This window comes from Trichocoleus sp. ST-U2, assembly GCF_039961875.1.
GTDB lineage: Bacteria > Cyanobacteriota > Cyanobacteriia > Cyanobacteriales > FACHB-T130 > FACHB-T130.
The window spans coordinates 41028-51876 of sequence record NZ_JAMPJY010000042.1 but is presented as its reverse complement, the minus strand read 5'-3'; the positions used below and the strand labels follow the sequence as shown (position 1 = coordinate 51876).

The window sequence follows — 10849 nt, the reverse complement described above, 5'->3', positions numbered from 1 at the left end:
ACGACAATCATCAAGTTAGGAAAGTCTATGCTAGTCATCGGAGAGATGAGTTTCATGGGTGGTACTTTGATTCTCAATCTCTCCCGTTCCTTTGTCTAATTCACATTAGACGTGAATTAGTGATGGAAAGAGGAACCAGCAAGGGATTAGAAAAGTTTCTCTTGCAAGCAGGTACTTTTCAGCATAGCTGTAAGCAAAATTCGGAAAAAGGACATCGGGTGATAATTACAGGCAGACTTTTGGCACTACAAGGTATCGAAGGAAGAATGCTTGACAACTTGGAGCGAGTGGAACTGTTGCCGATGGATGACGAAATCCAGCAGCAGTGGTTTACTAAATGGGAAATTCAAGTTGGCAGCGATAAAAATTCCGCATTTCAGCAGTTTTTGGCAGATAAACGCTGTCCGGATCGGGTGCGAGAATTAGCTAGAGAACCGCTATTGCTTTATCTATTGGCAATGATGCACCGGGATGGCAAGTTGACGGTAGAGATGTTTGAGGGTGCCAGCGGTGTCGGGGCAAAAATTCTGATTTACGAGCAATCTTTGGAGTGGGTACTGACGAAACAACGTAAAGACAGCCTGAATCAGATACTAACCGCACAGGAAACCGAAGGACTGCGACGCATCTTGGCAGAGGCGGGGTTGTGCGTCGTGCAGTCCGGCGGTGAATATGCCGAGATGAAAACAATCGAGTCACGGTTGAAGGGCGATCATAAAGCTTTTGACTTGATTCAAAAAGCTAGAGAAACACACGGCGACGATGCGCTGAAAAATGCTTTAGCGGCTTTTTATCTCCAGCCTGCGGCAGGTGACAAAGGCGGTTCGGTGGAGTTTACCCACAAGAGTTTTGGGGAATTTTTGTGGGCGGAACGGCTCAAAAAAAGTTTAGAGAATTGGACGCGAAAGGGAGAAAAGTGGCAGGAGTTTGCTATTTTCACTGACCAAATGGATCGAGAAATCTACGATTTATTTGGCTACGGTGGAGTGACTCCAGAAATTGTGGAATATTTAATGGCTTTATTAACTGCCAGTCCGGAGTTTCAGCCCGTAAAATTATGCCAACGATTGGAGAATTTTTATCTGCGCTGGTGCGATAGCGAATTTATCGATACCACTCCAGAAAATTTGCCGCAGAAGAAGATGTTGCAAATGAAAGAGCAAGCGCCAGAAACTAAGCGGCTGGGACTGCAACAGGTGGATATTTATGCGGGACTGAATGTGCTGATTTTGCTCTTTGAGTTGCACCGCTATGCTCAGTTAAAAAATAACTTAAAAGACAAAATTGCTTTCTTTCCCTGCGGTGAAAAAGATACTGATAGTTTTGATAATGTTCGATTGCTTCGCATCATCGGTTACAGCGAATGTATCGGTATTAGGGGCTTTTTAGCAACAGTTGGTAAATTCCTCAGCGGCGCAAATCTCAGCGGCGCAGACCTCAGCGGCGCAGACCTCAGCGGCGCAGACCTCAGCCGCGCAAACCTTATCGGTGCAAACCTTATCGGCGCAAACCTCAGCCGCGCAAACCTCAGGGGCGCACTCCTCAGGGGCGCAAACCTCAGCCGTGCAGACCTCAGCGGCGTAATCCTCAGCCGCGCAAACCTCAGCCGCGCAAACCTCAGCCGTGCAGACCTCAGCCGCGCAATCCTCAGCCGCGTAAACCTCAGCGGCGCAAACCTCGAACACATTTTTTGGGAGAAGTATACGAATTGGGAGAATATTCGGAATTTGGCAACAGCCAAGAACGTGCCAGAAGCTTTAAAGCAACAGCTAGGGTTGAGCTAAAGTTCTCGATCGCTCTTATTTGTTGTGGTGGAAAAGCGATGCGATCGCCTCGCCTCATCTCACAAACGCGATCGCCTAGGGGTCGGGCGAAGCATTCGGGGTATTAATCTACACTTTTCCCACAAACTAACTCGCCCGAATGCTTCGCCCCTACATCGAGAATGCGATCGCCCTCTCTTCCCCTCTTCCTTCGCGTTCTTTGCGTCTTGGCGGTTCGTAAAAAACGCGATCGCATCTTAAGTTAGAAACAGTTCCCGAATTCCAGCACTGCCGATTTCGATTGCCAGCGCTGCTAACAGAAAGCCTAAAAGTTGAGTAATAATCACTGCACCTTCGGCACCGAGCAAGTGGTCAATCCGGTTTGCCAGACGCACAATCAACCATGTCACCAGCATCGCAGAGACAATCCCGACCACCACGCTGAGATGAGCATTTGGAGATTCAGACATCAACAGCATCACCGTCGTTAGCGTTCCTGGCCCAGCTAACAGAGGCAATGCCATCGGAGTAATCGCGATATCGCGCTGCTGCTCGACAATCGGTGTATCTAGTTCTCCACGTAGCATTTGTAGGGCAACTAAGAGTAAAAGCAGTCCCCCAGCAACCCGCAAAGACCCCATACTGATTTCTAAGTAATTTAGAACTGCTTTACCCCCAAAAGCGAATATCAGCAGCACCCCTGTCGCTACAATACTTGCCCGATTCACCACATTGTCTCTTTGCTCCGGTTCCATGCCCTTCGTCAGGACTAAAAAGATCGGTGCATTGCCCAACGCATCTGCCAAGACAAACACAGCTACAAAAGTTTTAACCAGAACAGAGATATCCAGCTCCACAGTTGACCCTTAGAAAATATTTCCTCTAACCGTAACGTGGATGCCTTGCCGTTTCGCCATTCCGAAGGTTGATCTCAAACGAGTCAGATATCCCGTGCCAGCCAAGGACTCCAACTCATTCATAGAGTTGTCGTAGTGTCAACCAATAATATTCATTGTTATAATTTAAACCTCAATACAGTGAGAGAGCGATCGCTCAACCTCATCTGAGAAAGCGATCGCCCTGTTTTTCCCTCTTCCTGAAGTGCCTAGATCCAGTGAATACTTTCTTTAAGCTGCGGTGACAAACGCGCAAGTGTTGCGATAGCGCGTCCGCGTGGCGCTCTGCTAATGCAAAATAAGCGATCGCTCCCCGTTTAAACTAAGGCAGAAACACGGCTAGAATGCAGCAATTCACGAGACTCTTGACGAACCCGACCTTCCATCGCCTCTTTTTGTAAGGTAATGAAAGCCATAAAGTCATCAAAGTCATACTTGGTTTTTAAAAGCTGACGTAGCTGCTCTTCGGCTTCAACCGTTAGATAGCCGGTTACCAAAGCTTGTTGCACAATTTTACTAATCAGACTCATTGCCATTGCTACCAGAACACACGATGATTTCAAAACAGCATCTTTGTCACTGAAGACGCGCATCCGGATGATTTGTGTCCGCATTCCTACTTAGCTGAGTAAATATCTCTCTAAATAAGTACCTTCGGTATAATCCACAGGATTGCTCGAACCAACCCTTCATCAATGCCTAGACACACAACAAAGGAATAATATATATTCTGATGTTCTCAGCTTCACCAGCATTTAGACTGATTTAGATGAAATTACGAGAGTGATAATGAAGCCCTATCTCGCCGCCGCCATACAAATGACAAGCCTGCCAGATGTGGAAAAAAATCTGGTTCAGGCAGAAGAACTCATCGAGCTTGCTGTGCGTCAGGGTGCTGAGTTAGTAGGCTTGCCAGAAAACTTCTCATTTTTAGGAGAAGAAAAGCAGAAGATAGCCCAATCGGAGGCGATCGCTACCCAGAGCGAAAAATTCCTCAAAACAATGGCTCAGCGCTTCCAAGTTACCATCTTGGGTGGTGGTTTTCCCGTTCCCGTTGATACCGGCAAAGTCTACAATACCGCTTTGCTTATCGATCCTTCAGGGGAAGAACTCGCCTGCTACCAAAAAGTACATTTATTTGATGTCAATTTGCCCGACGGCAATACCTATCGAGAATCTAGCACTGTCATGGCTGGGATGCGGCTACCACCCGTTTATCCCTCCAAGCATTTGGGTTCCTTGGGACTTTCGGTATGCTACGATGTCCGATTCCCGGAACTGTATCGGCACTTGGCGCAGATGGGAGCTGACATTCTATTTGTCCCCGCTGCTTTCACCGCCTACACTGGCAAAGATCACTGGCAAATCTTACTACAAGCCAGAGCTATCGAAAACACCTGCTATGTGATAGCACCGGCTCAGACTGGGCAGCATTACGCCCTGCGTCATACTCACGGACACGCGATGATTATTGACCCTTGGGGCGTTATTTTAGCGGATGCCGGAGATACGCCGGGAGTCGCGATCGCAGAAATTAACCCCTCTCGCCTAGAACAAATCCGCCGCCAAATGCCCTCCCTGCAACATCGGGTTTTTATCTGAGCCTTTTGGGAAAAAAATAGACCGGCGATGGCGCAAACTAATATCATTTTTCAGATTGAAAGATTTAGAATTTTTCAATCTTGTTTTAGCTTTGGTTTTCTAATCAAAAATCCCAAATCTAAAATCCAGGAATGTATAAAAGAAGCCCTCTTGTTAGACATTGCGCCAACCGCCGGTATTACCGAACGGCAAAGAAGCCGCATCGGGCACCTTACTTACCAGTATTCTTGCGCTTGGGAGGACTACTCTTTGGATTGCCAGTGACTTTAGGGGCGCTACCATCGCGTCTGGCGGGCTTACCTAAATCGGGAGAAGGTTTAAATTTATTGTTAGCCATAAGATTGACAAACTCTTAAAAAGCAACGCTATGCATTTATACAAAGCAGCTATTCCCTGTTCCTGAAAGTTTGCCAAAAAACTCTTCTTACACACAAAAAAACGGGTGGCTTGGAAGCCACCCGACAAGAAAAATTTCAAATTTTAGATACTAGATTTATCCAAAACCTAAACTTTTCTTAGACAGTTACAGTCTTCTTGGTAACAGCATTCAACTCGCCTTTGGCATACTTAGCAGCAAACTCATCCAAAGTCATCTGCTTAATCTTGGTACCTTGACCAGCAGCACCGAACTGGTGATAGCGATCGCTACAAACCTTCTGCATATACTTGATGGAAGGCTTGAGGAAGTGGCGGGGGTCAAATTCCTTAGTATTGCTAGCCAAGGCTTCGCGCACCGCAGCGGTAATCGCCAGACGGTTATCCGTGTCAATATTCACCTTACGGACACCGCTCTTAATGCCTTTTTGAATTTCTTCAACGGGTACGCCGTAGGTTTCCGGGATTGTACCGCCGTATTGGTTAATCAGGGCAAGTAAATCTTCGGGCACAGAGGAGGAACCGTGCATCACGAGGTGGGTGTTCGGCAGACGGCTGTGAATTTCTTCAATCCGGCTGATAGCCAGAATTTCGCCAGTCGGCTTGCGGGTGAACTTGTAAGCGCCGTGGCTGGTGCCAATCGCAACTGCCAAAGCATCCACGCCGGTTTGTTCTACGAAGGCAACTGCTTCGTCTGGGTCGGTCAACAGCTGGTCGTGAGAGAGAACTCCTTCGGCACCGTGACCGTCTTCCTTATCACCCATGCCTGTTTCTAGAGAACCCAAGCAACCCAGTTCGCCTTCTACGCTGACGCCAATTGAGTGAGCGACTTCCACCACCTTGCGGGTGACTTCCACGTTGTACTCGAAGCTGGCTGGAGTCTTCGCATCTGCCTCTAAGGAACCATCCATCATGACGCTGGTGAAACCGTGGCGCATGGCAGAGTAGCAAGTGCTTGGGGCATTACCATGATCCTGGTGCATGGCAATTGGGAGATGAGGGTAAGTTTCAACTGCCGCCAGAATCAGATGGCGTAGGAAATATTCTCCTGCATAGTTCCGAGCGCCACGAGAAGCTTGCAGAATCACGGGGCTATTTGCCTCGTGAGCAGCCTGCATGATGGCCTGGATCTGCTCCATGTTGTTAACGTTATAAGCTGGGATTCCATAATCATTCTCAGCTGCGTGATCCAACATCAGCCGCATGGGTACGAGCGCCATAAATAGTCCTCCTATTGACTCGTCGTCAGTTACTTTGTTCTGGACAGCGAAATTATTACAATAATCTTAAGATAGTTTACCAGTCTCTAGGGAATTATCTTGATAATTCCGAGATAAGCAGCCAATACTGCATTTATAAGATTGCCTGATGGTGGAGGTTTAGCAAGAGCATTAGGCTTTTTAACAGGGTTTTGGTTTTGCTCTCGTTTCCAATTTATGTCTGGGAATGCTTTCTCTAGAAGGCTGTACTCTCAATAACGTAGATTCTCCTGGTTCCAGCTAGGAAATGAGAAAACTAATCGTTTGCCAGAGCGCTTCTCGCTTCTTGCCTTAATTTTCTTTAGGTATTTTTTTGAGTATTTTTTTATGGGTCGCCCGGGATTCGAACCCGGAACTATTCGGTTAAAAGCCGAGTACTCTACCGTTGAGTTAGCGACCCGAAAACTTCAGTTGTTTAGACAACGTTTACAACGGTAACACAGATTACTGGAATTAGGAAAGGGGTTTTGAAAAAAACTTTTTTATAAAAAAGTTACGGTCAAACAAACTGATGTCTCCAAACTGCCTCCCGGTTCTAGACGCAGTAGCTGCTCTCCGGTATTCAGAGCATTGCGAGGGGCACTCCAAGGCTCCATGCAGTAAAAGTCTTTGCCTTTGACCGTCCAGAAGACAAAGGTGGAATAAGGGTTGTCCCAACTAAGGGTGAGCTGCAACTGTCGGCTGGCGTCGGAGGCAGTGGCTTCTTGACCGCTCAGTTGCTTAAAGGCGACATCAATTTCATCTTGGTTAAAGTCAAAGGCACCCGTGAAGGGATGGGTTTGGCGGGTGCGCTGATCTTGGTATTCGGCGGCGGGAATTCCAAACTTGATTCCGGTTTTTTCGGGTGTCCAGAAGTAAGGATGCAGACCCGTGGAGAAGGGCATCGGCTCGGCTGAGTGATTGGTGTAGCGCTGCCGAATCTCTAACGTGTTACCCAACAGACGGTAAGTGAAGGCGAGTTGAAAGTCAAACGGGTAAACGGCACGTGTCTGGTCGTTGCTGTTAAGGACAAGGGTAAGGCTCACTAGGTCTTGAGTCACTTGGTCGGTGACTTCCCAAGGCATATCGCGGGCAAAGCCGTGTTGCTTGAGGGTGTAGGGCTGACCTTGATAGGTGTATTGACTTTCGGGTAAGTTGCCGCAGATGGGAAACAGAATCGGAATCCCGCCTCTAACGCTCAAGTCTGGATTGGCAAACCGCTCTGCATCTAGGTAGAGGATTTCTTGTCCTTGGATGCGTAGGCTAGTAACGATACCGCCTCGCTCTGGAACGACCTCTAGATGGGACTGAGCGGCTTGGTCTGAGAGGATGTAGGTTTTGTAGAGCTGCTGCTTAGTGGCGATCGCGTACACCCGTCTTTTTCCGTTTCTATTGAGGATTTGCTGATTGTCTCAAACTTTAACAAACATTTCTTGAAATTCCCATATCTACTTTACACATCCTTAACAGTCGCTGCACTAAGCTGTTTTATACGGTCAATCTATCTATAGGATTAAATCGACAGCTTGCTCGCTAGAGCAGCAACCGCAGTAAACTCTTCTTTTGTCAAGCATCCGCTTGGTTTTGCCATTTGTGACCTCGATCACCTAAAAATACGGTCTAAAATCACAAAAAATGGCGGATTACCATCAATTCCTAATCTTGGAAAGTATTTCATACTCAAATATAGATATCTCAGCAAATCAAGGATAAACAGGTCGCCATGATTCGCACACTTGTAAAGTCAGCTTTCCAAACAGGTTGCCTCAGCGTCGCTTCTGAAGGTCTGATTCGCCAAGTGTTAGTGATGAAAGGCTACCAATCGGCGGATTTAGAAGCCCTTGACACCCTACACCAGGCACTGAATGCCGGTAAGATTCAAAGAGAAGCACGGCAGAGCGTAGCGCTGATATCGCCTCGGATACAAGCCCTGAAACCGTTCTTTGATAACTACAAGGCATCGTAATCGCGGCACGGCTGCCAAAACGATAGAAAAACTTTGATCTCAGTAGAATTTTTATTTATTCGCTGCCGACCTGGGCCAAGAATTATTAGAATGATTAATAAGAACTACCAATCTCAGCTAGGTGCGCTTCCTAAACAAAGCGAGAGTTAGGATGACTGAATTGACTGCTACAAGGTTGGACTGGTTGCCAGTCAAGGCTTTTTGTCACCAGTTGCCTTCCCATTACTCATCTCAAAAGACTCATTGATACTCGTAGCTGCCTTGATTCAAGTTTCCCTTAGTGGTAAAAACCCTGAATGAGGATTGGAGTGCGCGCATTCTACCAGAGGGAGTATCCTACAATCCCTATCTTAAATGCCGCAGGATTCAAGCTAAACTTTGAAATTAAATCGGCAATATCATCTAGAACGCTCACTTTGAACCCTTGTCCCTACCCTCGATTTCCACATCTTTCCAAAAATTGGCACGGGGCTGACCAAGAGGCTTCCTTGCCTATCCAAAATCGGCATTCCCAGGCTTTAGGGATGCAAAGCCTTGCGCCCCTAAGAAACCCAACCCAAATCCCACATTCCAGGCTTTTGGGAAAAATAGGTAAAGATAAGGACAGGAGCCTGGGAGAATGGCAGGATTCAACCCCGATTACGTTTGAGAGAAGCTGGATACCTAAAAAAAGGTATGCAGGCTCCATGAAGAATTGCACAACTTATCTGCTCAGGAGAAGCAACCCATGCTACACCGCAAGATTTATCAACTCTGTTGCGATGGTCGTGAGGTCTGTATTTTCTTGCGGGACCAACAACGCTGGATCGAACGCGCTCGCATCGTTGACATTGAAGGAGATTTAGTCACGCTCCGCTATGAAACCGAAGAAGAAGATGAAGCTTGTTCTTGGGAAGAAATGGTTCGCCTCGAAAGCATTGGTGCTGTGACACAAAAGCTGGCTTCAGTGCCCAGAGGCAATGCTGAACCGCTTGTCTCTGACGATTGTCCGGAAGCCGAACAAATTCGTCCGCGTTTCCCCGACTCGAATCCAGACTGAGGAATTAAAAATGCAAAATCAAAAATTAGAAATGGGGGATGCTTCATTTTTAATTTTTGATTTGATTTCTTATCTTTTTCAATCTTCGAGGCTTTCTAGGTCGTCATCTGAAGGGGTTGGAGGCGGATGCGCCGGTTCAAAAACTGGACAGTATCCTTCAGGTGTCACCTTAAATCCATACAGGGGCGAGTCCTGATTCCAACAGCGCTGCCCCCGTTGGTGTAGGCAGTTGCCGCAGCACTCAACATTCATGGGGACTCTGGCGTCGCTGCTTTGGCTTAAAAGTTCTCGTTGGGATAATCCGCGCAATACCAGTTCCTCACCCTGCCACCGGGCTTCCACTAAACCAGTATCAGCAAAGTGTTGCCAACGGGGATCGGCAGCGATCGCCTCCGGTAGGGTGATGGTAACGACTGTTCCCAGTTCCGTCAGCTCCCCTTCGTAACTGGTTTCGGGTGCCGCCGGTTGCACAAACGTCTCGCCAATCGGGAGTTCTACCAGCGTCCCAGCCGGTGGAGAATGCAAGTGGTAACGGTTGTGCAACTCCTCCAACCCGGTTAAATCAGCCAGGTAGGTGGGAGAGGCATGAACAAAAATTACGTGCTGAGGACGGATATTGTGAATCAGCTGGGTGGTTCCCAGCCCATCAGAATGCTGGGCAAGCAAATAGTTTTGTATCGTCAACGATGAGTAACTAGGCTCTTGGGAGAACCTGGGTTGCTGGGGCAGTAATAACACCCACGGCCCGGTGCCTGGTTGACAGTATTCTCTAAGATCGTGGTTTTCCTCAGTCAGGATAATGCATGGAGACTGACCGACAGAGGGACGTTGTTCTGGAAGCAACCGACGCACTCTGGGACGCACCCGTTCATCCCAAAATAGGGATTGATGACGGGCAAAATTTTGCACAGAGGCTGGGAGGTTGGTGAGAATATCCAAATAGGCATCGCAGCCAGCTGCCACGTTACCATCTACCCAGATATCGAGGTTGCGACCCGTGAATAAGTGGTGACTCCGCAAGAGCATCAAGAGTTCTTGCCCCAGTCCCAAAGTGGGCACGGGCATCAAGACAGAATTCGCTTGAGCGATCGCTTGATTAATTCGCTCTGCCAGCTGATTTTCTTGGTTCCGCCGGTGGGGATGACGCGCTGTGCCGTAACTGCCTTCCACAATTAGCACATCTGGCTCTAAGCCTCGCAATGCTTCTAGCGGCAACCCCTCCACCAGCCGCGAGTTTGAAAGGAAAAAGTCACCTGTGTAAAGTAGGGTGTAAGAGCGGTGGCGACTCGTGTAGGTCAGCAAGATTGCAGATGCGCCTGGTAAATGTCCGGCTGGGAATAATTCCGCACTCAATCCCTCTTTGAATTCGACAGGCGATCGCATCGGCAATGCCTGACACAATTGCGGGAGATTCTGCGGAGCTATCTCAGGCCAATTCAGTGGCAGCAGCTGGGTTGTCAATTCACTTGCATAGACTGGCAACTGGGGGAAGCTTTCATGCAGCGCCAGCAATCCCCTAGCGTGATCCGGATGGGCATGGCTGCACAGCACTAAATCTGCTGGAGGAATTCCCTCACCTTTGAGCGAGGAAATGTCCGCCAAACCACAGTCTAGGAGAATGCGGTGTGGCCCCATCCGTACCAGCAAGCAGACGCCTTCGTCACCATGACCGACGCCATAGGGAAAATAGGCTAGCTCGTCATAGCCGTGAGAGGATACCGGGGGGGGTTGACTCATCATTCGATTTTCAATTTTAGATTTTGGATTTTAGATTCAATCCAAAATCATCGGAGGCTTAGAAACTCCGACCTCCGCAAACTCTAAAATCCAAAATTGACTGGCTAACAGCGATCTTAGTGAGCAGAACCGTTTCCGTGATAGTTGTCTGAATCGTAAAATCCATTCTTAGTGCCAAAAAATAGGCACGATACGGTAAAAACAAGTGTTAAGGCTGCTAAAACTAGCTTGAC

General features: G+C 47.9%; 11 protein-coding genes and 1 tRNA gene. 5 read left to right on the top strand and 7 right to left on the bottom strand.

Annotated features, from left to right (window positions below; translation table 11 throughout):
* Positions 1-122: 122 nt before the first annotated feature.
* Together NC996_RS22245 and NC996_RS22240 are read left to right on the top strand one after the other, a co-directional pair.
* Positions 123-1784 (top strand): pentapeptide repeat-containing protein, encoded by a 1662-nt coding sequence (locus NC996_RS22245; protein ID WP_242037433.1) that lies wholly within the window; start codon positions 123-125, stop codon positions 1782-1784.
* 27 nt (positions 1785-1811) lie between these two features.
* Complete coding sequence (locus NC996_RS22240) at positions 1812-2024, top strand: hypothetical protein (protein WP_348260021.1); 213 nt, start codon at positions 1812-1814, stop codon at positions 2022-2024.
* Here the strand turns inward: NC996_RS22240 and NC996_RS22235 are convergent.
* Together NC996_RS22235 and NC996_RS22230 are read right to left on the bottom strand one after the other, a co-directional pair.
* A complete protein-coding gene (locus tag NC996_RS22235) occupies positions 2021-2614 on the bottom strand; it encodes a MarC family protein (RefSeq protein ID WP_190414150.1) in 594 nt (197 codons plus the stop codon). The two genes, NC996_RS22240 and NC996_RS22235, sit on opposite strands and share 4 nt — an antisense overlap.
* Before the next feature lie 362 nt (positions 2615-2976).
* A complete protein-coding gene (locus NC996_RS22230) occupies positions 2977-3189 on the bottom strand; it encodes a hypothetical protein (RefSeq protein ID WP_190438182.1) in 213 nt (70 codons plus the stop codon).
* A gap of 259 nt (positions 3190-3448) precedes the next feature.
* Here NC996_RS22230 and NC996_RS22225 point away from each other — a divergent pair, with 259 nt between their 5' ends.
* Positions 3449-4261 (top strand): carbon-nitrogen hydrolase family protein, encoded by an 813-nt coding sequence (locus NC996_RS22225; protein WP_190682044.1) that lies wholly within the window; start codon positions 3449-3451, stop codon positions 4259-4261.
* A 211-nt stretch (positions 4262-4472) separates the two neighbouring features.
* Here the strand turns inward: NC996_RS22225 and NC996_RS22220 are convergent, their stop codons facing one another.
* The 4 genes from NC996_RS22220 to NC996_RS22205 all read right to left on the bottom strand — a co-directional run bounded on the left by NC996_RS22220 (position 4473) and on the right by NC996_RS22205 (position 7247).
* Positions 4473-4598, bottom strand: coding sequence for a hypothetical protein (locus NC996_RS22220; RefSeq protein ID WP_277879716.1), 126 nt, complete (start codon positions 4596-4598; stop codon positions 4473-4475).
* 178 nt (positions 4599-4776) lie between these two features.
* Positions 4777-5856 (bottom strand): class II fructose-bisphosphate aldolase, encoded by a 1080-nt coding sequence (gene fba, locus NC996_RS22215; protein WP_190414027.1) that lies wholly within the window; start codon positions 5854-5856, stop codon positions 4777-4779.
* Between the two features lie 367 nt (positions 5857-6223).
* A tRNA-Lys gene (locus tag NC996_RS22210) sits at positions 6224-6295 on the bottom strand.
* 82 nt (positions 6296-6377) lie between these two features.
* Complete coding sequence (locus tag NC996_RS22205) at positions 6378-7247, bottom strand: aldose epimerase (RefSeq protein WP_190682042.1); 870 nt, start codon at positions 7245-7247, stop codon at positions 6378-6380.
* Positions 7248-7597: 350 nt separating this feature from the next.
* Between NC996_RS22205 and NC996_RS22200 the strand changes: the two genes are divergently transcribed.
* Both NC996_RS22200 and NC996_RS22195 read left to right on the top strand, forming a co-directional pair.
* A complete protein-coding gene (locus NC996_RS22200) occupies positions 7598-7840 on the top strand; it encodes a hypothetical protein (protein WP_190414030.1) in 243 nt (80 codons plus the stop codon).
* A 727-nt stretch (positions 7841-8567) separates the two neighbouring features.
* The gene (locus NC996_RS22195; protein WP_190414032.1) at positions 8568-8879 is read left to right on the top strand and encodes a DUF6679 family protein; all 312 of its coding nucleotides are present in this window, start codon (positions 8568-8570) and stop codon (positions 8877-8879) included.
* A gap of 78 nt (positions 8880-8957) precedes the next feature.
* On the opposite strand, the gene NC996_RS22190 is transcribed toward NC996_RS22195, so the two are convergent.
* On the bottom strand, positions 8958-10619 hold the full coding sequence (locus NC996_RS22190) for an MBL fold metallo-hydrolase (RefSeq protein WP_242037114.1): 1662 nt from the start codon (positions 10617-10619) through the stop codon (positions 8958-8960).
* Positions 10620-10849: the final 230 nt, after the last annotated feature.

Excerpts from the sequence above, each read along its gene's own strand:
- NC996_RS22245 (WP_242037433.1), top strand. The coding sequence starts at position 123 with ATGGAAAGAGGAACCAGCAAGGGATTAGAAAAGTTTCTCTTGCAAGCA.
- NC996_RS22230 (WP_190438182.1), bottom strand. The coding sequence starts at position 3,189 with ATGAGTCTGATTAGTAAAATTGTGCAACAAGCTTTGGTAACCGGCTAT.
- NC996_RS22225 (WP_190682044.1), top strand. The coding sequence starts at position 3,449 with ATGAAGCCCTATCTCGCCGCCGCCATACAAATGACAAGCCTGCCAGAT.
- NC996_RS22220 (WP_277879716.1), bottom strand. The coding sequence starts at position 4,598 with ATGGCTAACAATAAATTTAAACCTTCTCCCGATTTAGGTAAGCCCGCC.
- fba (WP_190414027.1), bottom strand. The coding sequence starts at position 5,856 with ATGGCGCTCGTACCCATGCGGCTGATGTTGGATCACGCAGCTGAGAAT.
- NC996_RS22200 (WP_190414030.1), top strand. The coding sequence starts at position 7,598 with ATGATTCGCACACTTGTAAAGTCAGCTTTCCAAACAGGTTGCCTCAGC.
- NC996_RS22195 (WP_190414032.1), top strand. The coding sequence starts at position 8,568 with ATGCTACACCGCAAGATTTATCAACTCTGTTGCGATGGTCGTGAGGTC.
- NC996_RS22190 (WP_242037114.1), bottom strand. The coding sequence starts at position 10,619 with ATGATGAGTCAACCCCCCCCGGTATCCTCTCACGGCTATGACGAGCTA.